Here is a 25,331-nt window from a genome sequence, read left to right as displayed (position 1 = left end):
TTAATGCCGCCCGCGTAACTGCTGCTGTAACGTTAACAGGCACTCCACTTCCTCCAGCCTGCGCTGCGTCGTGCGGCTCACTTCCTGTGGACTGCGTTCAAACAGACTTTGCGCGCCCAGAATATGCTCCACCAGACAATGGGCATATACACTACCAGGCAGACTCCAGCGTTGTACAACATCACCGTCAATCAATTCGAGCACATCCTCGACACCACGGCGATCATGGCTAATGACACGACCATCGCGCAGACAAAGGCGCAAACCTTTTTGTCCGCCAGCCGGCCCCGCGTATTTATTCAGCCAGATGTCCAGCGGAATGCCGCTAATCTGTCCCTGCAGATGCGCCTCTCCTTCTGCTGTGGTCAGGTCGCCCTCTACAATATTTCGTCCCAGACGGTCTTTAGCGCTCTTCACCTGCAAGGTCATACTGTCATTACCGCCCAGGTAACGCACTGTTTCACGCAGCATTGCCAGTACATGTGTGCCAATGTCCAGAATCACACCGTCCGGATGACGAAGCTCACGGGTATCCGGCTCACCGGTGGCAAAGTTAAGCGCAATGGGTTCTCCAACAGCGTTAAACCCGCTCGGTTCCTGCAAAAAACCGTCGATTTTAACAATGTGTGAAAAATGAGAGACAAGTGCCTGTTGTGGATTATCGCCCTGCCACTGCGCTCCGAGTTTGCCCAACGCCAGCTGCATTGCACCATTGCGTGCCATCCAATGGTCGAGTGCCAGCACGCGGTTGGCAGCATCCGGTTGAGTCAGCAGCGTTTTCAGTTTTTCAATTTGGGAAAGCGTGGCGACAAGAGGCTTTTCGACCACAATACGAGCGATGGGAGCCGCCAGCGCCTGTTCAAGCACATCGAGGTGATGCAGGGATGCGGTGGTAATAAACAGGGTATCAAGCGGCATTGCAAGAAGTTCAGCGAGCGACGCACAGCGTGTCACGTCTGCGGGCTGCTTTGCGGATTGAACATCAAATCCCACACAGCGTAGTGCATCACCGAACATATTACGTAATGCGGGCAAGTATGCCGTTTCAACGACTGCACCAAGCCCAACAAATCCTAACAGCATGCTCTTACCTCGTTAATTGAATAGCCGGGACATAACGTCTGCCCCGGCACAATCGAGGTGTTATCAGGCGCTAGTTGCCGGTTTAGTTTGCGTATTTTCCAGCATGCGACGAATCGGAACAATGAGGATGATCAGTACCGCAGCACAGATCAGCAGCGCAATCGAGCAGCGTGCGAAGAGATCCGGCAGCATATCCAGTTGGTCAGCCTTCACATGACCGCCAATCAAACCTGCGGCCAGGTTGCCCAGCGCACTGGCGCAGAACCACAGGCCCATCATCTGCCCGCGCATTCTTTCCGGCGCCAGCAGCGTCATTGTCGCCAGACCGATCGGACTAAGGCACAGCTCGCCAAGCGTCAGCATCAGGATACTGCCCACCAGCCAGAATGGAGAAACGCCTGCCCCGCCGTTACTGAGAACGTTTTGCGCCGCCAGCATCATCAGACCAAAGCCTGCCGCCGCAAAGAGGATACCGATCACAAACTTGGTGATGCTACTCGGGCGAATGTTCATGCTTGCCAGCTTCGGCCATGCCCAGCTGAATACCGGTGCCAGCAGGATAATAAACAGCGCGTTTATCGACTGGAACCAGACCGCCGGGATTTCAAAATCACCGATCATACGGTTAGTGTAGTCGTTGGCGAACAGGTTGAATGAGGTTGGCTTCTGCTCAAACGCGGACCAGAAGAACGCGGCGGAAACCAGCAGGATAAAGCAGACCAGCAGTCTGGCGCGCTCTTTACGGTTCAGACCGGCAAAGATGAACAGGTAGATAAAGTAGAGCGCAACGGAGGCTGCAATCACGTACACCAGCATGCTGGCAACCGCGACCGGATTAATTACAATCACGCCTTGCGCTATCAGCGTAACGATAACCGCCGCACCGACAGCCAGCGCCAACAGCCACGCTCCCACGCCGTTACGTTTCACTACCGGGCTATTCCAGGTGGAGTCGAGCCCCACTTCGCTGTCGTAGCGTTTCATTGATGGAACGGCAAATACACGGAAAATGATCAACGCCACCAACATCCCGATACCACCGATGCCAAAGCCCCAGTGCCACCCATGGGTTTTAATCAGCCAGCCGGAAATCAGCGGCGCGATAAACGACCCCATGTTGATGCCCATGTAGAACAGCGAGAAACCGCCGTCGCGACGCGCATCGCCTTTTTTATACAGCGTGCCAACCATGACCGAAATACAGGTCTTAAACAGACCGGAGCCGAGCACGATAAACATCAGACCAATAAAGAACAGGTTGTTCCCCATAATGGCGGAGAGCGCAATTGACAAATGGCCGAGGGCAATCAGGATGGAACCGTACCACACCGCTTTCTGTTGGCCGAGCCAGTTATCAGCCAGCCAGCCACCCGGCAGCGCAGCGAGGTACATCGTACCGGCAAAGATACCCACAATCGCCGAGGCATTTTCACGTGCCAGCCCCATGCCGCCGTCATAAACGGTAGCAGCCATAAACAGGATCAGTAACGGGCGAATGCCATAAAACGAGAAGCGCTCCCACATCTCTGTGAAGAACAGCGAGCCGAGCGGATAAGGATGGCCGAAGAAAGTTCGGCTTTCTTTTTGATTAACAGAGGATTGCATAATTCTCCCGAAAGTTATGTCGTCGTGTGTGTAAACACCGCGATGTACGCCAGCCAGTTACGTATCTGACCGATTTTTTACATGCGGCGAAAATTTATTTAACCATTTGATAACCTAAGGCTAGTTTTGTCTAGTACCAGCCCCCGGACTTTAAGACGAAAACTCGACAAATGTCTACTTTCTTAGATTTAAACTTGGTAAAAAATGAATAGTGATTGACATCGCACGGGCTGAGGCTGTCGATGGAACGTCGAAAAAAAACCCGCGACAAGCACGGGTTTTTATCAGCATCAGCAACGGTTACTTGCTTTTTTTGATGTGTTTTATCAAACGCTTACGTTTACGCATCTGCGTCGGCGTCAGCGTATTACGCTTGTTCGCAAACGGGTTTTCCCCTTCTTTGAACTGAATGCGGATCGGCGTCCCCATCACATCCAAAGACTTACGGAAATAGTTCATCAGATAGCGCTTGTAGGAATCCGGCAGGTCTTTGACCTGGTTGCCGTGAATCACCACGATTGGTGGGTTATAACCACCGGCGTGGGCATATTTCAGCTTCACACGACGACCACGCACCAGCGGCGGCTGATGATCTTCTGCCGCCATAGTCATAATGCGCGTCAGCATCGCGGTGCTGACGCGACGGGTGGAGCTGTCATACGCTTCGCGGACCGATTCAAACAGATTACCCACGCCGCTGCCGTGCAGCGCAGAGATGAAGTGTACACGCGCAAAATCAATAAAGCCCAGACGGAAGTCCAAAGTCTCTTTGACCTGCTCTTTCACTTCCTGCGTCAGGCCATCCCACTTGTTGACCACAATAACAAGTGAACGCCCACTATTGAGGATAAAGCCCAGCAGCGACAGGTCCTGATCGGAAATTCCTTCGCGCGCGTCAATCACCAGCATCACCACGTTGGCATCTTCAATCGCCTGCAGCGTTTTGATAACTGAGAATTTTTCTACTGCTTCGGTAATTTTGCCGCGCTTACGCACGCCCGCGGTATCAATGAGCACATATTCGCGCTCATCGCGTTGCATCGGGATATAAATACTGTCACGCGTGGTCCCCGGCATGTCGTAAACCACTACGCGGTCTTCGCCGAGAATACGGTTAGTAAGCGTGGACTTACCTACGTTCGGGCGACCAACAATCGCCAGTTTGATCGGCAGATCCTGCGGGTTGAAGTCGTCTTCAGGCTCTTCTTCGCCGTTCTCTTCGGCTTCCAGTTGCGCCCAATATTCTGCATCTTCATCCACTTCTTCCTGAGGAGCAACGTCATCCATCCACGGCAGCAGAACATGCTCCAGCAGGCTGAGAACGCCACGACCATGGGATGCCGCGATCGGATAAATTTCACCCAGACCCAGCGAGTAGAAATCGACGACCGCCTGATCAGGATCGAGTCCGTCAGTTTTGTTGGCTACCAGGAACGTCGGTTTCTGGCGCGAACGCAGATGTTTCGCAATGGCTTCATCCGCAGGCATCAGGCCAGCACGCGCATCTACCATGAACAGCACAACGTCCGCTTCTTCGATCGCCAACAGCGACTGTTCCGCCATGCGGGTTTCTACACCGTCTTCGGTGCCATCAATACCGCCGGTATCAATACAGATAAACTCGCGGCCTTCAATTTCCGCACGACCGTACTTACGGTCACGAGTCAGACCCGGGAAATCCGCAACCAGCGCATCTCGGGTGCGAGTTAGACGGTTAAATAACGTGGATTTGCCAACGTTAGGGCGCCCGACAAGCGCGACCACAGGTACCATGTTTAAAGCCTCATTTAATAAATCATCAGACAACGGGCACATTTTTTGCGCCGTTGTTAAAAACAGTAAAACGGCCCCTGCACCAGGAGCCGTTTTTCAAAGCGAGCGGCCGGGACGATTAACGCGTAATAGAGTACAGCGTACCGTCTTTCGCCTGGATCAGCAGTTTACCATCAGCAGAGACCGGCTCGGTCAGGAAACCAGAGCTGTCAACTTTCTGCTGGGCGACAAAGCGGCCATCGTCAACGTTAATCCAGTGCAGGTAGCCTTCGCTATCACCCACGACCAGATTGCCGTTATACAATACCGGGGACGTCAACAGACGGTGCAGCAGATCGCTTTGCGTCCACAGCGTCACACCGCCGTCGGTGGTCAGCGCCAGTACACGGTCGTTCTGGTCTACCAGGTAGATACGGTTACCGTCGACGATGAAATCATTCACTGAGCCCAGTTCACGTTTCCACATGATCTGACCGCTGCGCAGATCCAGCGCCGTCAGGTTACCATTATAAGCCAGCGCGTAGACAACGCCATTGACGATAACCGGCGTGGTATCAACGTCGCTCAGACGATCGATTTCCGTTGGACCTGTCGCCTGAGAAATACGCTGCTGCCAAATCATCTGGCCCTGCTGCATCAGCACGGCGCTTACGCGGCCGTTATCACCGCCAACGATAGCTGCGCCAAAGGCGGTCGCTGGGGCAGATTCGCCGCGCAGAGACAGTGAAGGCATGTCGAGGTTAACGGTCCATTTGATAGCGCCGTCAGCTTCGTTCAAGGCCTGCAACTGACCGTTACTGGTGTGGATTAATACCACGCCATCGCTCACAACAGGACGAGACAGCGCTTCACCGGCAACTTTCGTCTGCCATGCGGTGGTACCATCGCTGGTGTTCAGCGCATAAACCTGCGCTTTTTCGCTGCCAATGTAAACATGGCCACCGGACACGGTTACACCGCCAGAAAGCTGTGCAGAGGCGCGGGAGAACCAGCCGTCTTTCTCACCCAGATTAACAGACCAGACTTCTTTGCCGTCGTCCGCATTCAACGCCTTAACGACGCCGGCGCGATCGGCTGCATAGACAACGTTATCCGCCAGCGCAGGATGAAGATTGGAATAGAAATCACCAATACCGTTACCTACAGAGGTGCTCCAGTCCGTAGACGGAGTAAACTGGTTTTCAACCACCGGTAATGGGGACATCTTAACGACATCTTCTTCGCCACTAAACAGTGAACAGCCGCTCAATAGGGTAACGGAAAGCAGCCCTGGCAGAAGTAATTTACGCAATTGCATCGGGTCCCTCTCAGATGGACAAATTATTGATTTTCATCTGCATCATTTCGCTCAGAGCAGGAGAGGCATCGCTTTTCACGCCCGCTTCCCATGCGCTACGCGCACCTTGTTTATCGCCTTTGCTCAGCAATGCTTCACCGCGCAGGTCGGCAACAATGGCCGTCCACCCTTCACCTTTAATGGTGTCGAGTGTTTTCAGCGCGGTATCAGCCTGTTTAAGCTGAACCTGAACACGAGCCAGACGCAGGTTAATCACCGCTTTGAGATTCTCATCGTTGGTCGCTGCTAAGCCTTGTTGCAGCTGGCTTGCGGCTTTCTCAAGTTCATTTTGGTCAACAAACTGCTGCGCCAGTTCCAGTGAAGCTAACGCGCCGTAGGTATTTTTGTTTTCTGCGGCAAATTTCTCTGCAGCAGGAAGGCTATCCGGTTTACCCGCGCTAACCGCAGTCACCGTATTTTGATATGCCAGAGAAGCAGAGCGTGCGGACTCAGTCTGATGGCTGGTCCAGTAACGCCAGCCAACCAGCGCGCCAACCCCTAAAATGACCCCAACAGCCAGCGCTTTGCCGTTTTCAGCAAAGAAGCGTTTTACTGCATCAATCTGGTCGTTTTCGTTCTCGTAAATTTCCACGCTGTCCTTCTCCTTAGCCCAGTAGAGTGCGCAAATGCGCGGCAACGCTATCCTGCGCTACTGCCGTTTGCTCACCAGAGCGCAAATCCTTCACTACAACAGTACCGTCAGCCACTTCGGACTCGCCCAGTACCAGTGCAACGCGGGCGCCCCACTTGTCGGCGCGGGCGAACTGTTTCTTAAAGTTGCCGCCACCGTGGTTTGTCATCAGTTTCACACCAGGAACTTCATCGCGCAGACGTTCTGCAAGCCGCATTGCAACCGACTGCGTATCCGCCCCCGAAGCGACCAGGTATATATCGACAACAGGATCTGCGTTAAATTCCGGATTAACTGCCTGAACTAACAAAACAAGTCGTTCCAGACCCATGGCAAAGCCCACGGCCGGCGTTGCGCGACCGCCAAGTTGCTCTACCAGACCGTCGTAACGCCCACCGGCACACACGGTACCCTGAGAGCCCAGGCTGCTGGTAACCCACTCAAATACGGTGCGGTTGTAATAATCAAGACCACGAACCAGACGCTGATTGACGGTATAGGCAATACCTGCGGATTCCAGCAGTTTGCACAGGCCCGCAAAGTGCTCGCGAGAGTCGTCATCAAGATAGTCGCCCAGCGCAGGTGCGTCGTTGAGCAGCGCCTGTACTTCCGGGTTTTTGGAGTCGAGAACGCGCAGCGGGTTAGTGTACATACGGCGCTTGCAGTCTTCGTCCAGTTTCTCTTTGTGCTGTTCCAGGTAGGCGACCAGCGCATCACGGTAGTTAGCGCGGGCTTCAAGCGAACCAATTGAGTTCAGCTCAAGGCTGACATGTTGAGAAATACCCAGCGCGCGCCACCAGCGAGCGGTCAGCATAATCAGTTCAGCATCGATGTCCGGACCTTGCAGGCCAAACACTTCGACACCCAGTTGATGGAATTGACGATAGCGCCCTTTTTGCGGACGTTCGTGGCGGAACATCGGCCCGATATACCACAGACGCTGTTCCTGATTGTACAGGAGACCATGTTCGATGCCGGCGCGTACGCAGCCCGCAGTCCCTTCAGGACGCAACGTCAGGCTGTCGCCATTACGGTCCTCAAAGGTATACATCTCTTTTTCAACCACGTCGGTGACTTCACCGATCGCGCGTTTGAATAACGGGGTCTGCTCTACAATCGGCAAGCGGATTTCACTGTAACCGTAGCTGCCGAGCACGTTTTTGAGAGTGCCTTCAATGCGCTGCCAGATGGCGGTTTCGCCAGGCAGATAATCGTTCATGCCGCGAATGGCTTGAATGTTTTTTGCCACGTTTATTCTCTTTATGAATATAAAAATGAACCCTCAGCGCTAACCCGAACAATGCGGGCGCCATGCGGGTTCAATCATACACGGGAAGCACGCCGCTTCCCATCACGTTGTTATTTTTCAAGCTGCTGCACGTCAATACGACGCGCTTCGTCCAGGATACTCGCTTTGGCGCGAATGCGGGCTTCAAGCTGCGTAATCATATCGTCGTTATCGAGTCGATCCTTACGCACGCCGTCTTCATACAGACCGCTTTTCTTGTTACCGCCCGTCACGCCCAGCGTAGAAACCAGCGCTTCGCCAGGACCGTTCACCACGCAGCCGATGATCGAAACATCCATTGGCGTAATGATATCTTCCAGACGTTGTTCCAGCGCGTTCACCGTACCGATAACGTCGAACTCCTGACGCGAGCAGGTTGGGCAGGCGATAAAGTTGATCCCGCGGGCACGAATGCGCAGCGATTTCAGGATATCGAAGCCAACTTTGATCTCTTCCACCGGATCCGCCGCCAGAGAGACACGCAGCGTATCGCCGATCCCTTCGGACAACAGCAATCCTAAACCGATCGCTGATTTTACCGCCCCACTGCGTGCACCACCGGCTTCGGTGATCCCCAAATGCAGCGGTTGATCGATCTGTTTCGCCAGCAGGCGATAGGATTCTACGGCGAGGAAAACGTCAGACGCTTTAACGCTGACTTTGAATTGATCGAAGTTCAGACGATCGAGGTGATCCACATGGCGCATAGCGGATTCCAGCAGCGCCTGCGGCGTCGGTTCACCGTATTTTTCCTGCAGATCTTTTTCCAGCGATCCGGCGTTGACGCCGATACGGATAGGAATATTTTTATCACGAGCGCAGTCCACTACCATGCGAATACGCTCTTCATTACCGATATTGCCTGGGTTGATACGCAGGCAATCGACGCCGTATTCCGCCACCTTCAGCGCGATACGATAGTCGAAGTGAATATCGGCAACCAGCGGAACATTAACCTGCTGTTTGATAAGCTTGAACGCTTCTGCGGCATCCATTGTCGGTACAGAGACACGAACAATATCTGCGCCGACGCGTTCCAGCGCTTTGATCTGATTAACCGTCGCTTCCACATCTGTGGTACGCGTATTGGTCATAGACTGTACGGCGATGGGCGCGCCATCGCCGATCGGCACGTTCCCAACGTAAATGCGTGTCGATTTTCTACGTTGAATTGGAGCCTGGTTATGCATTAAAAAATCTCCCGCATTGCCGTCTGTTACTGAGCCGGTGATTGTTCGGCATTAACGGTCAGACGCGCAACCTGGTTAGTTCTGATAAAACGACTCAGATCGACAGGTTTACCCTGGAACTGAATCTGCACTGCCGCCGGAGCGCCAATTTTCAGTTTGTACGGCGCCTGACCCGTCAGATTCAGATTGCCGTCCTTACGCTGCATACCACTGAACAGTTTTTTTCCGGTCGCATCGGTCACTTCCAGCCAGCAATCGGCGGTAAAGTTCATTACCAGTGCGTTAGGATCGGCGGCAGGGGTAGTGACACCCGCCTGGTCAGTCGGCAGCGGCGCCGCGGTAGCTGGCGCTGCAGTTGCGGTATCGACGTTAGCCTGAGAAGGTGCCACAACGGCATTCTGCTGCGCATCAGCGGCAGGTGCCGGGGTTGCAGCAACATCTGGCGTAGGCGCTGCGTCCGCCACCGCGCCATCGTCTGGAGCCGGGGTAGTACCCTGGCCCGCTGCGGCGCTGGTATCTAACGGTACGTTCTGCGCACCATCTTTACCGGCATTCAGCTCAGCGGAGGATTGATCGGCCATGGTGGTGATCTCTTCCTGCTGCGCTTTATGGTTCTGCCACCACCAGGCTCCCGTCAGTCCGACAACGACAAACAGCACCAGCCAGGTAAAGGTCATTAACCAGCCGTCGCGTTTTTTACGACGCTTACCGAGCGAGAAGCTCTGCATCGGTGCGACTTTGGCTGGGCGAATCGGAGCCTGTTTTTCCAGCCCTGGCAACAGTTCTTCTTCAGGAATATGCACCAGACGCGCATAAGAACGGATATACCCGCGCAGGAATGTTGAAGCGAGATCGGCTGGTGCCTTATCTTCTTCAATATCACGTACCGTGGAGACCTTCAGGCAAAGTCGCTCCGCGACTGCCTGCTGGCTGAATCCGAGTTGTTCACGGGCATTGCGCAGACGAACGCCGGTGGATAGTGCTTCATTTTTGTCGTGCGTGGCTTCAGTATTCATTCGCTACAGCTGCGTAAATTTGGGTTCTGATGACGGCGAGCCACAATGCTCACCCACACCGCGAAACATCTGGTCAGTTAACCTTCGTCAGACAGTATAAAACGGTCAGACTATCAAAGACAAAACAACGTAAACCTGAGGGCTAAAGGCTTGTTGCGCCGTTACATACTGCCTTAAAGTCGACAAAAACGCACCGTTATTATTGACCTGACAACAACAACAAAGAACCTCATTTGGCTTACGTTGCACTACGGTACATGAATTATACCGTAGTGCACTCAACATCAAACGGTCTTGATATCGATAGCGTCGCCCTGCATACGCTTACGCAGAGTACGCTTGGTACGGTCGATAACGTCACCCGCCAGCTGACCGCAGGCTGCATCGATGTCATCGCCACGTGTTTTACGCACGATGGTAGTGAAACCATAGCTCATCAACACTTTGGAGAAACGATCGATACGGCTGTTAGAGCTACGGCCATATGGCGCGCCTGGGAACGGGTTCCACGGAATCAGGTTAATCTTACACGGCGTATCTTTCAGCAGCTCTGCCAACTGATGCGCGTGTTCAGTACCATCATTGATGTGATCTAACATCACATACTCAATGGTCACACGACCCTGGTTAGCGTTGGACTTCTCCAGATAACGACGAACCGCGCCAAGGAATGTTTCGATATTGTACTTTTTGTTGATAGGTACAATTTCGTCACGAATTTCATCGTTCGGCGCATGCAGAGAAATCGCCAGCGCGACATCAATCATATCGCCCAGCTTATCCAGCGCAGGGACAACGCCTGAGGTGGAGAGCGTGACGCGACGCTTGGACAGCCCAAAACCGAAGTCATCCAACATGATTTCCATCGCTGGCACCACGTTGGTCAGGTTGAGCAGCGGCTCGCCCATCCCCATCATCACTACGTTAGTGATAGGACGCACGCCCGTTGCTTTCACCGCGCCGACGATTTTCGCCGCACGCCAGACCTGACCAATGATTTCCGACACCCGCAGGTTACGGTTAAAGCCCTGTTGCGCCGTAGAGCAGAATTTACACTCTAATGCACAACCGACCTGTGAAGAAACACACAGGGTCGCGCGATCGTCTTCCGGGATATACACGGTTTCTACGCGCTGATCGCCAACCGCGATGGCCCATTTGATCGTACCGTCAGAGGAACGCTGCTCTTCCACCACTTCCGGGGCGCGAATTTCAGCCACTTCTTTCAGCTTGTTACGCAGCACCTTATTGATGTCAGTCATGTCATCAAAGTTGTCGCTGCAATAGTGGTACATCCACTTCATGACCTGATCGGCACGAAACGGTTTTTCACCCATATCTTTGAAGAATTCGCGCATTTGCTGACGGTTCAGATCCAGCAGGTTGATTTTTCCATTTTTATTTGGAACCGCAGGAATGACGACTTCAGAGGTGTTAACTAATTCAGACATAATTTTTTCCGGCCTCGTTGTTACACGTTGTGGCCCGTGGAGGGTTAAAAAGAAACGCCCCGGCAAGCGTTCTGCTCTTCCGGGGCGTTGCATTGTACAAAGTCTGGCGCAGGTATGCCACGTTTGCACGAAGCATTAGCGAAAATAATATGTAAATCGCTAATTCCTCTCCAAAGGATTTCGCATCGCAGGAAAGCGGCACGTTCGAGCCTCCCCGAAAGCATAGAAAACGATGCGATGTGAAAGACGCAGGAGATTAGCGCGTGCGCGGGCAAACCTCGCCTTCACCGAAGAAATAGGCGATTTCACGCGCGGCAGATTCAACGGAGTCGGAACCGTGAGTACCGTTCTCAGTGAAGCTATCAGCGTAGTCTGCACGCAGAGTACCCGCCAGCGCATTCGCCGGGTTGGTTGCACCCAGCAGATCACGGTGACGCTGTACGGCATTTTCGCTTTCCAGAACAGAAACAACGATTGGACCGGAGGTCATGAATTCAACCAGACCGTCAAAGAACGGCTTACCATCATGCTCAGCATAGAAGCCACGCGCCTGCTCAACGGTCAGGTGCAGCATTTTAGTACCGACAATTTTGAACCCTGCTGCTTCAAAGCGCGCAAAGATGCTCCCAATAACGTTTTTTGCCACCGCGTTTGGTTTGATGATGGAAAAAGTACGTTCAATAGCCATGATTACCTCTGAAAAAGATGTTTTGTTGTTGTTTACCTGGCGCGGATTATAAAGAGCATCCCGGCAATTGACTATTGACGAAGATAACATTTCTTTAAAATAAGATGAATTTTAGCAACAAAAGTCACCTGGTGGTCTACTGCAACGAAAATCTCACCGTCGCCACCTGTCCGGCGTCATCCATCACCAGCAGTTGATAATCCCCTTTGGTCGCCAGCCGTAGCGTAAGACGGCGTCCGCGTTCATCCAGCCGTTCACCGTTAAGAAACCACCAGCGATCGCCAGTCCCACCGCTGGTTTGTACCGGCAATGAGGCCAGCGCAGAGCCGGGTAAACGCTTCACAATCGCGCCATCACGAACCCCTGTCAACTGCAACGGCAGCGAAGCATCCTGCCCCAGCGGCGGACACGTGGCAGAAACCGGTGGTAATCTCGCCCCACGGCGCTCTGACTCCGGCAGCCATGGCTCCAGCGGTAAAGGCCAGACGATTAACGTTTGTTCGCGCGCCTGCGGGCAATCCGCCGCCACACGTTTGCCTTCATCATCCAGCCAGACGGGGAAACGAATGCCACTCACGCCCTCCTGTTCGGGCAATAACAACGTGGGCGGCTGGCTGCCGTCCAGCAGCCAGGTTGCCAGACGGCGTCGACAGTTACTGTCTCCGGGCGCAAGTGACTGCCCACCCGGCCAGCACACTACGCCGCGGCTAACGGATTCAGGGCGCGGATCCTCCGGCTGATTTGTCCCGCGAGAGAGCAAAAGATTGTTGACCTGATTGAGCAGCGGCACGGCGCTGGCAAAACCAAACTGGCCCACCACCGGCGTACCGTCGGGTCTGCCAGTCCAGATACCCATCACATAACGGGCGTTAACGCCAATCGCCCACGCATCGCGATAGCCATAACTGGTACCCGTTTTCCACGCCAGCGGAACCACTCTGCTCAGCGCGTTATCCGGCAGCGGTTGCGCTTCGTCGGCCATAATGCGGCGAATAATCCACGCCGCGCCCACCGACATCAACGGACGCTCCAGCAGTGGATCGTCTGGCTGCAGGCGCAGTTTCCCCGCTTTTCCCTGACGGGCAAACGCACTGTACGCCGCCGCCATGTCTTCCAGTCTGGCCCCTGCCCCGCCCAAAATCAGCGACAGATTCGGTGCGGCACCTGCGGGCAGATACAACGGTAAGCCAACGTTACGTAACGATGCGGCAAAACGCTTCGAGCCATAGGCTTCAAGTACCTGCACGGCGGGTAAATTCAGCGAGCGCACCAGCGCTTCGCTCATACTCACCGGACCATGAAAACCACTGTCAAAATTCCCTGGTCGATAATCTCCGGTTCGACGCGGCACATCCTGCAACAATGAAGCAGGATGAATTAATCCGTCATCCAGCGCCAGACCATAGATAAACGGCTTCAGCACCGAGCCCGGCGAGCGGATCGCATTCACCATATCCACATGGCCAAAGCGGGAGTCGTCATTCATATCTACCGACCCCACCCAGCCACGCACGCTCATATCAGTGTGATCGACCACAATCATCGCCAGCGAACTGCGCGCAGGTAAGCGGCCCTTCCAGTTTTGCGCCAGCTCTTCCAGTTGGCGCTGCAATCCGGCGTCAAGGGTGGTCACGATTTTATCGCTCCGGCTTTTTCCCAGCATCATGCGCGAGAATAACGGCGCTAGCTGCGGCATTTGTCTGGGCGCCAGCCAGACCGGTTCTTCGCGTGACTCCTGCACCTGTCTGGCAGGCCAAACGCCCTGCGTAGCCATGCGCTCAAGCACTTTATTGCGCGCCGCTTCAGCGCGATCCGGCCAGCGGTCCGGGCGCAGACGGCTCGGTGCCTGCGGCAACACGGCCAGCAGCGCGGCATCGGAATAACTCAACTGTGCGGGAGATTTACCAAGGTAGGCCCAGCTCGCCGCCCCCACGCCCTGCAGCGTGCCGCCAAACGGCGCACGGTTAAGATATAGCGTCAGGATGTCGCGCTTAGAAAGATGCCATTCCAGCTGCAATGCGCGCCAGAGCTGGCGGAACTTGCCGCCGAAAGTTCGCGGGTGGGGATCGAGCAATCGTGCGACCTGCATGGTGAGCGTACTGCCGCCTGAAACGACGCGACCTGAGGAGAGGTCCTGCCATGCCGCGCGCAGCACTGAAAACGGATTGACGCCGGGATGTTTCCAGAACCAGCGGTCTTCGTAGTTGATTAACGCCTCAAGGTAACGGGGGGACACCTCATCAATAGTCACCGGATAACGCCAGATACCGTCCGCGTCGGCGAAGCGCCATAGCGGCGTACCATCGTAAGCCACCACGACACGTGCCGGATCGACTTCGTGAAGCGGCAGCGGCCAGATTTTATCTGCCGCCCAAACCACCGCTACCAGCAATAGCGCAACGGCTGCCAGCCAGAGCCAGCAGCCGCGTTTCCCCAACCCGCGCATCATTTACGGTCTGACAATCAAAAGCCCCTCTGTCGCACCGGTCGCGCGCCACTGCGGAACATACATTGACTCCACTTGCGGCACAGGAACCTGATAGGTCCCCGGCGTTACCGCCCGCGCCAGATAGACCAGCGTCACAGGCTGTCCTTCGTTGACCGCTACCGCGGCGACAAAGCGATCGTCACGGAACTCAACGTGCTGGATATCCGCCTGCTGCATCTGATTGAGCAAATTCGCTACCTCGCTGCCGCTGTCCTGCAGGCTGGCGCTGCCGTTGGCCAGATTCTGGTTTTCCAGCTCCAGGCCGGCTGGCAGTAAGTCAACCACCAATGCATCCGGTACATTCTGGCTGGCTTTTACCTCCAGCCAGACCAGTACCAGCTCGCCGCTGCGCAGAGAATCCAGCGCTTTGCTGTTCCCGTCGAGCCCCAGGATCTGACGCTCGATGTGCAGGACGTTGCTGGCAGGCGTCGGCGAGGTTTGCGGGTAACCACTCACATCCAGACGCAGCCACAGCGGCAGATTACCGGTATTGGTGACGTTCAGCGTAGACAGCGCGTCAGCATCCAGATTACGCGTTTGTGATTTCTCCCCGGCTAACGCCTGTTCAGAGAGTGACGTTTGCGCCTGCCACGAGCCAGGCAAGTCCTGTAACGTACGCGCGGCAAGGAACAGCGCATTGTTTTCCTGAGTAGAGAGCCAGCGCTGCCCAAAGGCCTGTTCTGACAAAGTGTTCAGCAGCGTATTCTGCACTTCAGGTTTAAGCTTGTTCTCTTCCAACAATGCCAGCATCAGCGCGTTGTCACGTAGCTGACTGCCGTAATCCGCCATCCACTGCTGCGCATCACGGCGTGGCGTATTCAGCGCCAGCGTCAACGCTTGTTCACTGCGGTTGGCGTCGCCCATGTTTTTCAGCGCTATCCCCAGTTGCATCAGCGGTAAACCGGAAGCCGCCTGTGCACGACGCTCCCAGATCTCACGCAGCGCGCCGAGCGGGGCTTTCTGCTGACGAGCCAGCACCAGCGCGGCGTAGGCCTGTACGGCAAACCGGCTTGCTGATGCGTCGTCGGTATAGCGAATCGACATCATGCCCGGATCCTGCAAATAGCGCAGCAGCCGCTCGTTACCCCGGTTAATCACCTCTGCCGGAACGCTATAGCCCTGTTCATTCGCGCGAACGAGGAAATCCATCACATACGCGCTCAGCCAGTACTCTTCCGACCCGTTCTTATCCCACAGCGCAAAACCGCCGTTATCACGCTGCATTTGCAGTAAACGAGAGATGCCAATCTCTACTGCCGCACGGCGTTTTTCATCGCTGTCGCCCGCGATACCTAATGCCTTCAACTGCGCGGCATTGGTGTATAAGGATGGGAACAACCCGCTCGCCGTTTGCTCGAGGCAACCGTAAGGGTAAGCTTTCAGTTCACGGATATAGCGCGCCAGATTCAGCGGTGGCTTACCGCTGAACAGCAGTTGTCCCTGCATCGTCACAGGAGAGAAATTCGTCAGTTCTTCGCCCGGAAGCTGCCAGGTTGCGCCCGGCTGAAGTGCGACGCCGTAATTAACAGTTTGCGCCGGGAACGCCGGTCGCACGCCAATTTTCCACTGTTTATGCTGAACAGGCAGCGTTTCACCCGGTAGATTCAGACCGCTAATTTGCGCCTGAATTTCGCCATCGCCAAAGCCCTCCCGCGCACGCACCGGAATAAACAGCGTAGTCCGTACGCCTGGCGCCAGATTCACCGGCGCGGGATCTTGCCCGATCAGCTCCAGGAGACCGCTTGCCGCAAGATTAATAATCAGCGTTTGCGGTTTGTCAGTCAGATTGGTCACGTCCAGCGTCAGGCGCGAGGTATCGCCCCCCGCCAGAAAGCGCGGCATGTTCAGTTCAGCAATTACCGGCGCGGCGACAATCACTTTGCTTTCGCTACTGCCAAAGTCATCCGCCGTCCAGGCTTGCGCCATTACCCGCAGCTCGCCGTTGAAATCACCAATTGGTAACGTCACCGTACCTTCGCCCTGCTCGTTAAGCGTCACCGGCAGCGCCTGTTGCGCCACGATATTGACGTGATTAACCGGTGGCTTGCCGCCGCGTTTTAACTCATCGCCATCACCACCAAAGCGCAGCGCCGCCAGACGTCCTTGCCCTTCGATCACCTGGCCGTAAATATCATAAATATCCGCGCCATAGCGTTTTTGCCCGAAAAACGCCTGCCACGGATCCGGCGTGGCGTAATCGGTAATGTTCAACACCCCGCTGTCAACGGCTGAGACCAGCACGTTAACCTGTTTTGGCACGTCGCCATTTTTAACGCTGGCTTTAATCTTGACGGTCAACGGCTGATTTGGACGCATTTTCGCCGGGCTTTCCAGCTCCAGCGCCAGACGACGGTTTTCATCGCCTAACGGCAAATGCAGTAAGCCGACTGCCCGTTTTGGCGTTGCCGAACGAGACTTGTCGCCAGGACGAACCACCAGCGCGCTGAGATACAAGTCATGGCGATTCCAGGTTTTATCGACCGGGATGGAGATATCAAGACCATCCGTCGGTACGTCTATCTCTTGCCACCACAGCGGGCCTTCGCTGGACTCCACCATCGCGTAACCTTTGCCTGCAGCGGGTGCGGCAATGTGTAGCTTCATGGTATCGCCGGGACGATAGCCGGGTTTATCCAGTTTCAGGGTCACGCGATCGGGACGCACTGCCCCGCTGCCGTCGCTGTTATCCTGCCAGCTATAACCAGCCCAGAAGCGAACGCTGCTCACCGCATCATTCGGAGCTTTCACTTCCAGGCGATAGGCACCCCACTCGACAGGGAAGCTGACTTTACCGGTCTCATCGGCCTTCAGATCCAGGGTCTGCTCACCCTCAACCAGATCTTTTTGATCGAACTGCGATTGCCAGCCCTCGCCTTCAGACCAGTTCCAGTAATAATCACGGCGTTCACGGATCAAACGCACCTGTAAACCGGACACCGCTTTTTTCTCGCCTTGCGCATCGGCATACACAATATCAAAAGCGGCATTGCTGTTTTCATCAACGCCAGGCTGATTGACGGTGGTATCGGTGCGGTAGTCATAAACGGCTCTCGCCGCAAACTGCGGACGAATACCTGGCAGCGTATCCGCAGGCCAGATGGCTTGTTCAACCCGACGCGTCACCGGACGGCCACCCGACTCCAGCAGGCTGGCTTGCAGAATCACCTGTAACGGAGAATGCGTCTCCTGCCATTGGCTGTTGGTAGTCACTTCGCCGCGACCGTGGTCATCCAGCGTCAACTGAACCTCATCGAGGCTGCGAGAAAGATTTTCTTCGGCAATATTACCAAACTGGAACCCCGGTAATGCCTGCACCGCTTCCCGCAGCGGGCGCAGGAAAAGCTGCCCTTGCAGAGCATTGCCGTTGGCGGGCGCGCCATACAGGTAGTAGCCCACCACCGAGAACTTCACTTCATCAGTTGGAGCCACCGGCATCTTATTGGCGGTGAGATTGAGCGCCATCCGCTCAGGCATGAAATCTTCGACGTGGAAATCCCACATCCGCGACTGGTTGTCGCCAGTATTGGCACGAATATGCCACATGCCGGTTGGCGCGCTGCTGTCCAGCGGCCAGCTAAAGCGATACAGACCGTTTTCTGGCTGGCTCACTACCGAGCGTAACACCTGTCCGTCGGGCTTAACGACCTCCAGCTTCACCGGCTGGTCAGGCAGCGTTTTGCCGTCGCTATCTCGCAGTAATCCGTTGAGGATCACCGTTTCGCCAGGGCGATAGAGGTCACGGGGGCCAAACATAAAGAACTGCTTGCTGTATCCCGGCGCGCCGGCAATATCAAATTCAGCCAGATCCAACGCCGGGAGCTTCAGGTCCAGCAGCGTGGTTTGCCCGTCTTTACGGGCCAGCAATAAGGCCGCGTCTTTATCGGTTTCCAGCTTGACGTGACCCTGCGCGTCACTGGTAGCCTGCGCCAGCGTCTGCCCTTTTTCGTTGAGTAACGTGACCTCAATACCCTGCTGCGCAGCGCCGTTTTCCAGACTCTGCGTAAAGACATCCAGTTGATTGTGGTAACGGTGCGCAGAGACACCAATGTCACTGAGCGTAAACAGCGTAGCAGCATTGCTGTAGTTATAGTGTCCGGCCTGATTCATCACCACAATGTAAACGCCTGCTTGCTGCAACGGCTTGATATCGCTCAGTGGCAGTAGCAGCTTCTCTCGGGTGTTACGCTCAGGATTGAGGTCAAAGCGTCCGGTATAAACCAGCTCCGCCATTTTCAGCAGATTGTCTGACTCCCAGTTTGACAACGAATTACGGTATTCCCACTGGCTGACAAACGCACCGAGCGATTCAGGCTTCACGCGAAAGAAGTTCACATCCACGCTATTAACGTTAAGGGCCATCACCGGTAACCCTTCAATCACTTTTCCCGGCAGCAGCGAGCCGCGACTAGCGAACCCTACGCTTGGCTGGACGTCGCGGGTGGTAATGTTTTTTTCATAATCGATAGCGAACGTCGCTTTATTCAGCGCCAGCAAATCACGCTCAATGGTAACCACCAGTTCCCGGTTAGGTTCGAGATGGCGTAAGCGTAGCTCTTTTAGATTTGGCGCCAGCTCCCAGGCACCATCCACTTTGCCGCTTTTTTTATCAACAACGTGCACTACGCGAGAAAAATCTTGTTCCGGATCGAGGGGAATGGAAAAGGTCAAAACGAGCGTTGCCGCGCCGTCGAGTTGGACCTCGGAGGCATCAAGCAGCGTCAGCGACTTACCCTGGCTTTGCTGAATCAGCTTTTGTAATTGGGCCTTATCTTTTGCTGGCGCAGTCTGCGGTGCAGGCGCATCAGGCTTCGCAGCCGTCGGTGATTTTTCGTTATTATTATCGCACCCAACCAGTGCCAGCATCAGCATACAGGCCGCTACGCGTAAATGTTTCATTTTTCATCCCTGGCCGTAGTGGCCCGTTAGCTACGTAGAACAACTATTATGCGTCAGATTTTCGGCTGTGGAAGCCAGTAACTGTTCTACGTTGTCCTATTTTTCGTGATTAATGTGGATTCGCCTGACAAATCAGCCTCTTTTACTTGTCGCATTGCACTAAACATCCGACAATTTGCCAATACCTGGTAAAAATGGAGATGCCTATGACCACCGCCTTTTTTGTCGCTGCCGACTGGCTTGCCGAACACATTGACGACCCGGAAATACAAATTCTTGATGCCCGGATGGCACCTCCAGGACAGGAAGATCGCGATGTTGGCGAGGAGTATCGCGCGGGCCATATTCCTGGCGCAGTCTTTTTTGATATTGAAGCGCTTTCCGACCATACGTCACCGCTACCGCATATGATGCCGCGACCGGAAGCCTTTGCCGTAGCGATGCGCGAATTGGGCGTTCATCAGGATAAACACCTGGTTGTCTACGATGATGGCAACCTGTTTTCCGCGCCACGCGCATGGTGGATGCTGCGGACATTTGGTGTCGAGAATGTCTCCATTCTGGCGGGCGGTCTGGCTGGCTGGCAGCGCGATGAGCTAATGCTCAAAGAAGGAAATGAGGATTTACCGGAAGGTGAATTTAACGTGGCATTTACGCCTGAAGCGGTTGTGCGCGTTACCGACGTACTGCTGGCCAGTCATGAAAAAACGGCGCAGATTGTCGATGCCCGACCGGCTGCGCGTTTTAATGCCGAAGTTGACGAGCCGCGTCCGGGCCTCAAGCGTGGCCATGTGCCTGGTGCGCTTAACGTACCGTGGACAGAGCTGGTTCGTGACGGTGAACTGAAAACTACCGACGAACTGGATGCTATTTTCTTCAGCCATGGCGTAAGCTTTGACCGCCCCATTATCGCCAGCTGCGGCTCAGGCGTCACGGCGGCGGTGGTTGTGCTGGCGCTTGCCACGCTGGGCGTTTCTAACGTCGCATTGTATGACGGCGCATGGAGCGAATGGGGCGCGCGTAACGATTTACCGGTAGAACCGGCTGAGACTCAATAAATTCTCATTTACTCATCTTTTTCACCCACAAAAAAACCGCTCAATGAGCGGTTTTTTTGTGCCAGTCCGGTTCGGGGCCTTTCCAGCAGGCTGTGCTGCTTTAGCAAAGCAGGCTCATCGTAGCGAACTAATACTCCCTTTTGAGGGAGAAAAAGCCAACTGAGTTAGCGGCAAAATTATTCAGTGCGCGAGGTATTATCCTTCGTGGCGGCTTTCCTTCACTCAGATAATCCGGTTCTGTTTGAAATCGCGCAGGAAACCGCCCCAGCGGCGTTCGTAGAACGGTGCGATGTGCTCAGTGATAAAGTGACTCACGCCCTTCTCACCTTTCTTCACCTGGCAGATATCAATGGGTTCATCACCCGGCAACGTATCGGTCGCGACGCTACCCGCAGCATGGATGATCTCTTCAATATCACCTTCAGCTTCAATACCAATCAGCAGATTCGGCTGGGCTTCCGCACTTTCTTTGATTGAGCAGAGAAATGCGCGTTTTACCGGCTTAATGGTTTTAAACAGCGTGGTCAGTGAGTCAATCATCTGCGCCGGAGGTTCGGCGACTTCAGAAAGGATCAGCGATTCACCACCTTCCAGTACTTCCTGGGTGCTTAGCGGATTACCCTCTTCCCCCATCAGCAGGCTGATTTCACGCGGCATAAACTCTTTGCCGGTCGGCAGTTTAGCGTTGAGAAAGAGCGTTTCGCCAAGCGTCATTTCAAATAGCGTACGCACCGGCATAACGACAAATGCTTGCTCATCTTCAACCGCCTGTTGCAGGGCTTCCAGGGAGGTGAAGAACGGGATCACGGTCGTGCCGTCTTCTTTTTCCCAGTGTTGAAGGTCGAGGGCACTGTCTTCTACTACCGCCTCGCCTTCTGCGGCAGTACCCGGCACCCAGACGGTGGATTCCAGTAATGTACGGAAAAATGCCGGACGATGCGCAGGCTCTGTCGCTGCTTGCTCCAGCAACGTTTCTAATTCATTTTTTGTTTCGGACATAAGTATCACAAATTGGATGAATACATGTAAGCCGGATAAGCGTAGCGCCATCCGGCAATACAGTCATGAATTATGCGGTCAGCAGATTCGCGATGGTGCGCACACCCAGACCGGTTGCGCCCGCAGACCACTGCTCAACCGGCGCTTTGCGATAGGTTGCAGAGCAATCGATGTGCAGCCAGCCTTGCTGGTAATTTTCCACGAAATGGGACAGGAAGCCCGCCGCGGTGCTTGCACCCGCCGGGTAGGCCGCACTGCCGGTATTGTTCAGCTCGGCAAAATTTGACGGCAGTTGGCTACGGTGGAACTCTGCCAATGGCAAACGCCAGAACGGCTCGTTTTCTTGAGCCGCACTTGCCAACAAACGCGCGGCCAGTTGGTCATCAAAGCTAAACAGCGCGTGGTAATCGTTGCCCAGTGCGGTTTTCGCCGCGCCGGTCAGCGTGGCAGCATCAATGATCAATTCAGGTTTTTGCGCGCTGGCATCGATCAGGCCATCGGCCAGTACCAGACGCCCTTCAGCATCGGTATTCATCACTTCAACTTTTTTACCGTTGCGATAGTGAATGATATCGCCAAGCTTAAAGGCGTTGCCGCTGATCAGGTTATCCGCGCAGCACAGATACAGCTTCACACGCTTGTTCAGGCCACGGGTGATGGCAAAAGCCAGCGCGCCGGTGACCGTTGCCGCACCGCCCATATCGGACTTCATTGAGTCCATAAATGCGCTTTGCTTGATGCTGTATCCGCCGGAGTCAAAGGTAATTCCCTTGCCAACCAGGCAGGCATAAACTGGAGCTTCTTTGTCGCCAGTCGGGTTGTAATCCAGCGCCAGCAGCACCGGCGGGCGTTCAGAGCCTCGACCCACGGTATGCAGCCCCATGTAGTTCTGCTCGCGCAGATCTTCACCTTTGGTGATACGGTACGAGACGTTGTCGCAGGCCACGCCGCACAGCAGGTCTACCGCGCGTTGCGCCAGCTGTTCCGGGCCCAGCTCTTCTGCAGGTGCGTTAATGGTATCGCGCACCCAGTCAATAATCTTCAGACGGTTATCCAGCTCTTTGCGCTGCGCCTCGTCCAGAGCGGCCCACTCAACTTTGCGGGTGCCTTTTGGTCCTTTGTAACCCTGCCAGAACGCCCAGCTACGTTCGGTATCCCAGCCTTCACCATCCAGTTGGACATGTTTAATACCCAGGCCGTCAATTTTACGCGCGGCGCGCTGGATAAGGCTGAGATCATCTTTTCCGTTCAGGTGCAGGGTAATACCGTCATTATTAATGCTGTATGTCGCCTTTTCACCCCAGCGAGCGTCAGCGGGTTGCGTGGAAAGCGTAATTTTCATGGCTTCTGTCATTTTATTTATCCTTATTTCGCGCATACAGGAAAACGGGCCACCCGTGGGCAGCCCGTTGACTTATTCGGCTTCGTCCAGCCAGACCAGTAAAATGGCCTCAAGGATTTTTTCGTTCGATGCCTGTGGATCATCATCGAACTCTTCCAGGTCACAGATCCATTGATGCAGATCGGTGAAACGAACGGTCTTGGGATCGAGATCGGGGAACGCGTCGTACAGCGCCTCGCCGATTTCGCGGCTATCGGTCCACTTCAGTCCCATACTACCCTCTGTTAATGCTCACGTGCATGATTGATTGTGTAACGTGGGATTTCGACCACTAAATCGTCCTCGGTTACCCGTGCCTGACAGCTTAAACGGCTCTCCGGCTCCAGTCCCCAGGCTTTATCCAGCATGTCGTCTTCTTCTTCTGTGCTTTCCGGCAAAGAATCAAAACCTTCACGTACGATGCAGTGGCAGGTCGTGCAGGCACAGGATTTTTCACAGGCGTGTTCAATCTCGATACCGTTACGCAGGGCAACGTCGAGAATGGTTTCGCCGGTCTCAGCTTCCAGAACTGCGCCATCGGGACAGAGATCCTGATGAGGCAAAATAACAATCTTTGGCATATTAAACCTCGTCCACGGAATGGCCTTTCAGCGCGCTACGGACGGATTTGTCCATACGGCGAGCGGCGAATTCCTGGGTTTGTTTGTCTACGTTTTTAATGGCTTGTTCTATCGCGTCAACATCGTCACCCTGTGCTACCTCGCCCAAGTGCGCGGCGGCGGTGTCGATAGCCTGACGTTCTGCGGCGCTTAACAGCGCGGCATCAGCGTTCAGCGCACCGGATAAACTCTCCAGTACGCGTGCCGCTTCGACTTTCTGTTCTGCCAGCATACGAGCTTTAACGTCCTGCTCGGCAAAACTCATCGAATCCTGAATCATGGAGGCGATTTCACTGTCGGTCAGACCGTAGGACGGTTTGACCTGAATCGAGGACTCAACGCCGGTGGATTTCTCCATAGCGGTGACGCTCAGCAGCCCATCAGCATCGACCTGGAAGGTCACGCGGATATGCGCGCCGCCTGCCGGCAACGCCGGGATACCGCGCAGCGCAAAACGCGCCAGTGAACGACAGTCCTGCACCAACTCACGCTCGCCTTGCATCACGTGAATGGACATCGCGGTTTGGCCATCTTTAAACGTGGTGAAGTCCTGCGCGCGCGCCACCGGGATAGTGGTGTTACGCGGGATCACTTTCTCCACCAGACCGCCCATGGTTTCCAGTCCCAGAGACAGCGGGATAACGTCAAGCAGCAGCATTTCGCTGTCCGGCTTATTCCCGACCAGAATATCCGCCTGGATTGCCGCACCGATAGCGACCACTTTGTCCGGGTCGATAGAGGTCAGCGGCGTACGGCCAAAGAATTCACCGACGCGTTCACGTACCAGCGGCACGCGCGTTGAACCACCGACCATTACCACTTCCAGCACATCCTGCGGCTCAACGCCCGCATCTTTCAGCGCACGGCGGCAGGCCAGCAGCGTACGTTTAACCAGTGCGGAAATGAGTTCATTAAAGGTTTCACGGTTGATTTCACCCTGCCATCCCGCCACGTTAACCGTCACAGAATCGGCGTCGCTGAGTGCGATTTTCGCTGCAATCGCGGCATCCAGCAGTTCGCGCTGTACGCGGTTATCGCTGCGATCGGCAACGCCCGCCTGCTCGCGAATATAGTCGGCCAGCAAATGGTCAAAATCGTCGCCGCCCAGCGCGGAATCACCACCGGTCGCCAGCACTTCGAACACGCCGCGACTCAGGCGCAGAATAGAAATATCAAAAGTACCGCCACCAAGGTCATAGACCGCGATCACGCCTTCCTGACCGGAATCCAGGCCATAAGCGATCGCCGCAGCGGTCGGTTCGTTCAGCAGACGCAATACGTGCAGGCCCGCCAGACGCGCGGCGTCTTTCGTCCCCTGACGCTGTGCATCGTCAAAGTAAGCCGGAACGGTGATCACTACGCCATCCAGTTCGCCGGACAACGATTCGGTTGCCCGCGCGGCCAGCGCTTTCAGAATGTCAGCGGATACGCGCACCGGATTAAGCAAACCGGCAGCGGTTTCAATCATCGGCAGGCCGTTTTCGCTCGCCTGGAATGAATAAGGCAGATGCGGGTAACGCGCCTGGATATCCGCCAGAGAGCGGCCCATCATGCGTTTTACCGAGCTGACGGTGTTTGCCGTATCCAGCGCAGCATTGGCGCGGGCATCGTAACCGACCGAGTAGCCCTGCTGCTGATAGTGAACCACTGACGGCAACAGGTGGCGACCTTCATGATCTGCCAGCGTTTCGGCCTGGCCGCTGCGTACGGTCGCAACCAGGGAGTTGGTGGTGCCTAAATCGATACCGACCGCCAGACGACGCTGGTGCGGCGCGGCGCTCAGACCAGGCTCACTAATTTGTAATAAGGCCATTTTCGCTTCCGGAAA

Annotated in this window: 18 protein-coding genes; 1 reads left to right on the top strand and 17 read right to left on the bottom strand. The window is 55.0% G+C overall.

Going from position 1 to position 25,331, the window contains the following annotated elements:
• The 12 genes from OGV93_RS01710 to OGV93_RS01655 all read right to left on the bottom strand — a co-directional run bounded on the left by OGV93_RS01710 (nucleotide 1) and on the right by OGV93_RS01655 (nucleotide 19,445).
• Nucleotides 1–1,083, bottom strand: a complete 1,083-nt coding sequence (locus tag OGV93_RS01710; RefSeq protein ID WP_181636428.1) for a Gfo/Idh/MocA family oxidoreductase — start codon at nucleotides 1,081–1,083, stop codon at nucleotides 1–3.
• Nucleotides 1,084–1,146: 63 nt separating this feature from the next.
• Nucleotides 1,147–2,688 carry a peptide MFS transporter gene (locus OGV93_RS01705; protein ID WP_016157127.1) on the bottom strand — a complete coding sequence of 514 codons (1,542 nt, stop codon included), beginning with the start codon at nucleotides 2,686–2,688 and terminating at the stop codon, nucleotides 1,147–1,149.
• 300 nt (nucleotides 2,689–2,988) lie between these two features.
• Nucleotides 2,989–4,461 (bottom strand): ribosome biogenesis GTPase Der, encoded by a 1,473-nt coding sequence (gene der, locus OGV93_RS01700; protein ID WP_016153996.1) that lies wholly within the window; start codon nucleotides 4,459–4,461, stop codon nucleotides 2,989–2,991.
• Between the two features lie 118 nt (nucleotides 4,462–4,579).
• The gene (bamB, locus tag OGV93_RS01695) at nucleotides 4,580–5,758 is read right to left on the bottom strand and encodes an outer membrane protein assembly factor BamB (protein WP_016153997.1); all 1,179 of its coding nucleotides are present in this window, start codon (nucleotides 5,756–5,758) and stop codon (nucleotides 4,580–4,582) included.
• Between the two features lie 10 nt (nucleotides 5,759–5,768).
• Nucleotides 5,769–6,389 (bottom strand): YfgM family protein, encoded by a 621-nt coding sequence (locus OGV93_RS01690; protein WP_200083830.1) that lies wholly within the window; start codon nucleotides 6,387–6,389, stop codon nucleotides 5,769–5,771.
• Nucleotides 6,390–6,402: 13 nt separating this feature from the next.
• The gene (gene hisS / locus OGV93_RS01685; protein WP_016153999.1) at nucleotides 6,403–7,677 is read right to left on the bottom strand and encodes a histidine--tRNA ligase; all 1,275 of its coding nucleotides are present in this window, start codon (nucleotides 7,675–7,677) and stop codon (nucleotides 6,403–6,405) included.
• 110 nt (nucleotides 7,678–7,787) lie between these two features.
• Complete coding sequence (ispG, locus tag OGV93_RS01680) at nucleotides 7,788–8,906, bottom strand: flavodoxin-dependent (E)-4-hydroxy-3-methylbut-2-enyl-diphosphate synthase (protein ID WP_016154000.1); 1,119 nt, start codon at nucleotides 8,904–8,906, stop codon at nucleotides 7,788–7,790.
• Nucleotides 8,907–8,932: 26 nt separating this feature from the next.
• On the bottom strand, nucleotides 8,933–9,922 hold the full coding sequence (rodZ, locus tag OGV93_RS01675) for a cytoskeleton protein RodZ (RefSeq protein ID WP_047358237.1): 990 nt from the start codon (nucleotides 9,920–9,922) through the stop codon (nucleotides 8,933–8,935).
• A 284-nt stretch (nucleotides 9,923–10,206) separates the two neighbouring features.
• Complete coding sequence (rlmN, locus tag OGV93_RS01670; protein WP_016154002.1) at nucleotides 10,207–11,373, bottom strand: dual-specificity RNA methyltransferase RlmN; 1,167 nt, start codon at nucleotides 11,371–11,373, stop codon at nucleotides 10,207–10,209.
• Nucleotides 11,374–11,629: 256 nt separating this feature from the next.
• Entirely contained in the window at nucleotides 11,630–12,061 is a 432-nt protein-coding gene (gene ndk, locus OGV93_RS01665; RefSeq protein WP_003037710.1) for a nucleoside-diphosphate kinase, read from the bottom strand.
• A 136-nt stretch (nucleotides 12,062–12,197) separates the two neighbouring features.
• Nucleotides 12,198–14,510 carry a peptidoglycan glycosyltransferase PbpC gene (pbpC, locus tag OGV93_RS01660; protein WP_080860038.1) on the bottom strand — a complete coding sequence of 771 codons (2,313 nt, stop codon included), beginning with the start codon at nucleotides 14,508–14,510 and terminating at the stop codon, nucleotides 12,198–12,200.
• Nucleotides 14,511–19,445 carry an alpha-2-macroglobulin family protein gene (locus OGV93_RS01655; RefSeq protein WP_287109319.1) on the bottom strand — a complete coding sequence of 1,645 codons (4,935 nt, stop codon included), beginning with the start codon at nucleotides 19,443–19,445 and terminating at the stop codon, nucleotides 14,511–14,513. It abuts the gene before it with no gap.
• A gap of 206 nt (nucleotides 19,446–19,651) precedes the next feature.
• Between OGV93_RS01655 and sseA the strand changes: the two genes are divergently transcribed.
• Entirely contained in the window at nucleotides 19,652–20,503 is an 852-nt protein-coding gene (gene sseA, locus OGV93_RS01650; protein ID WP_016154005.1) for a 3-mercaptopyruvate sulfurtransferase, read from the top strand.
• Nucleotides 20,504–20,725: 222 nt separating this feature from the next.
• Here sseA and sseB read toward each other — a convergent pair whose 3' ends face one another.
• From sseB to hscA, 5 genes are all read right to left on the bottom strand, one after another.
• Entirely contained in the window at nucleotides 20,726–21,502 is a 777-nt protein-coding gene (gene sseB / locus OGV93_RS01645) for an enhanced serine sensitivity protein SseB (protein WP_016157136.1), read from the bottom strand.
• A gap of 70 nt (nucleotides 21,503–21,572) precedes the next feature.
• Complete coding sequence (gene pepB / locus OGV93_RS01640) at nucleotides 21,573–22,856, bottom strand: aminopeptidase PepB (protein ID WP_016157137.1); 1,284 nt, start codon at nucleotides 22,854–22,856, stop codon at nucleotides 21,573–21,575.
• 60 nt (nucleotides 22,857–22,916) lie between these two features.
• The gene (gene iscX, locus OGV93_RS01635) at nucleotides 22,917–23,117 is read right to left on the bottom strand and encodes a Fe-S cluster assembly protein IscX (RefSeq protein ID WP_003037694.1); all 201 of its coding nucleotides are present in this window, start codon (nucleotides 23,115–23,117) and stop codon (nucleotides 22,917–22,919) included.
• An 11-nt stretch (nucleotides 23,118–23,128) separates the two neighbouring features.
• Nucleotides 23,129–23,464: an ISC system 2Fe-2S type ferredoxin gene (gene fdx / locus OGV93_RS01630; RefSeq protein ID WP_003037690.1), complete on the bottom strand. Its 336-nt coding sequence runs from the start codon at nucleotides 23,462–23,464 to the stop codon at nucleotides 23,129–23,131.
• A gap of 1 nt (nucleotide 23,465) precedes the next feature.
• Nucleotides 23,466–25,316 carry a Fe-S protein assembly chaperone HscA gene (hscA, locus tag OGV93_RS01625; RefSeq protein WP_287109318.1) on the bottom strand — a complete coding sequence of 617 codons (1,851 nt, stop codon included), beginning with the start codon at nucleotides 25,314–25,316 and terminating at the stop codon, nucleotides 23,466–23,468.
• Nucleotides 25,317–25,331 lie beyond the last annotated feature (15 nt).

Origin of the sequence: Citrobacter sp. Cb031 (genome assembly GCF_030336725.1) — a bacterium.
GTDB classification, from domain to species: Bacteria; Pseudomonadota; Gammaproteobacteria; order Enterobacterales; family Enterobacteriaceae; genus Citrobacter; species Citrobacter braakii.
This window is presented reverse-complemented; position numbering and strand designations above follow the sequence as displayed.

Excerpts from the sequence above, each read along its gene's own strand:
- bamB (WP_016153997.1), bottom strand. The coding sequence starts at position 5,758 with ATGCAATTGCGTAAATTACTTCTGCCAGGGCTGCTTTCCGTTACCCTA.
- ndk (WP_003037710.1), bottom strand. The coding sequence starts at position 12,061 with ATGGCTATTGAACGTACTTTTTCCATCATCAAACCAAACGCGGTGGCA.
- OGV93_RS01655 (WP_287109319.1), bottom strand. The coding sequence starts at position 19,445 with ATGAAACATTTACGCGTAGCGGCCTGTATGCTGATGCTGGCACTGGTT.
- iscX (WP_003037694.1), bottom strand. The coding sequence starts at position 23,117 with ATGGGACTGAAGTGGACCGATAGCCGCGAAATCGGCGAGGCGCTGTAC.
- hscA (WP_287109318.1), bottom strand. The coding sequence starts at position 25,316 with ATGGCCTTATTACAAATTAGTGAGCCTGGTCTGAGCGCCGCGCCGCAC.
- rlmN (WP_016154002.1), bottom strand. The coding sequence starts at position 11,373 with ATGTCTGAATTAGTTAACACCTCTGAAGTCGTCATTCCTGCGGTTCCA.
- sseA (WP_016154005.1), top strand. The coding sequence starts at position 19,652 with ATGACCACCGCCTTTTTTGTCGCTGCCGACTGGCTTGCCGAACACATT.
- pbpC (WP_080860038.1), bottom strand. The coding sequence starts at position 14,510 with ATGATGCGCGGGTTGGGGAAACGCGGCTGCTGGCTCTGGCTGGCAGCC.
- fdx (WP_003037690.1), bottom strand. The coding sequence starts at position 23,464 with ATGCCAAAGATTGTTATTTTGCCTCATCAGGATCTCTGTCCCGATGGC.
- sseB (WP_016157136.1), bottom strand. The coding sequence starts at position 21,502 with ATGTCCGAAACAAAAAATGAATTAGAAACGTTGCTGGAGCAAGCAGCG.
- rodZ (WP_047358237.1), bottom strand. The coding sequence starts at position 9,922 with ATGAATACTGAAGCCACGCACGACAAAAATGAAGCACTATCCACCGGC.
- ispG (WP_016154000.1), bottom strand. The coding sequence starts at position 8,906 with ATGCATAACCAGGCTCCAATTCAACGTAGAAAATCGACACGCATTTAC.
- OGV93_RS01710 (WP_181636428.1), bottom strand. The coding sequence starts at position 1,083 with ATGCTGTTAGGATTTGTTGGGCTTGGTGCAGTCGTTGAAACGGCATAC.
- pepB (WP_016157137.1), bottom strand. The coding sequence starts at position 22,856 with ATGACAGAAGCCATGAAAATTACGCTTTCCACGCAACCCGCTGACGCT.
- OGV93_RS01705 (WP_016157127.1), bottom strand. The coding sequence starts at position 2,688 with ATGCAATCCTCTGTTAATCAAAAAGAAAGCCGAACTTTCTTCGGCCAT.
- der (WP_016153996.1), bottom strand. The coding sequence starts at position 4,461 with ATGGTACCTGTGGTCGCGCTTGTCGGGCGCCCTAACGTTGGCAAATCC.